Origin of the sequence: Sphingobacterium bovisgrunnientis (assembly GCF_009829085.1) — a bacterium.
Taxonomy (GTDB): domain Bacteria; phylum Bacteroidota; class Bacteroidia; order Sphingobacteriales; family Sphingobacteriaceae; genus Sphingobacterium; species Sphingobacterium bovisgrunnientis.
On sequence record NZ_WUQY01000126.1, the window covers coordinates 1 to 497 of the forward strand.

The following is a 497-nucleotide window of genomic DNA, read 5'->3' on the forward strand; positions in this document are numbered from 1 at the left end:
TTTATAAGGAGAATATCTTTCTCTTTGTTAATCAAATATCTTTATTTTGTGATATATGACAATTTGCTGCTCCTGTATCAATTATGATATTTTTTCCTTTTATATATTCTATTCCATTATAATATTCTCCATATATTTGCATACTTCCTATATTCCTTTTTACCATTATTTCTCGATTTATGCTCTTTCTTGGTATTATAGATGTACTATTATTTCTTCTTAATTTTCCATCTTTAAATACTATTAAAGAATTATTTTCTATTTTTTCTGTTACATTTGGTTTTGTTTTAGATATTTCTAATTCATATATTTCTGGTAATAGATTTAGTTGTTTGTTTGGTTCTACAATATTCAATATGTCTTTACATTCTTTGTGAATTTCTATATAGGGTTTTTTAGAGTAAATGTTTCCATAATTTGAATTAGTAAATGTATATAATACTTTGTATTCTATGGTCATGATATGATTTCCTTCTTCCATAATATCATTTTTATGA

The 497-nt window shown here is 22.7% G+C and carries 1 protein-coding gene; it reads right to left on the minus strand.

Annotated features, from left to right (window positions below; genetic code table 11):
* Positions 1–31: 31 nt before the first annotated feature.
* A partial coding sequence (locus GOQ16_RS18510; protein WP_204987520.1) for a hypothetical protein occupies positions 32–497 on the minus strand: 466 nt, incomplete at its 5' end.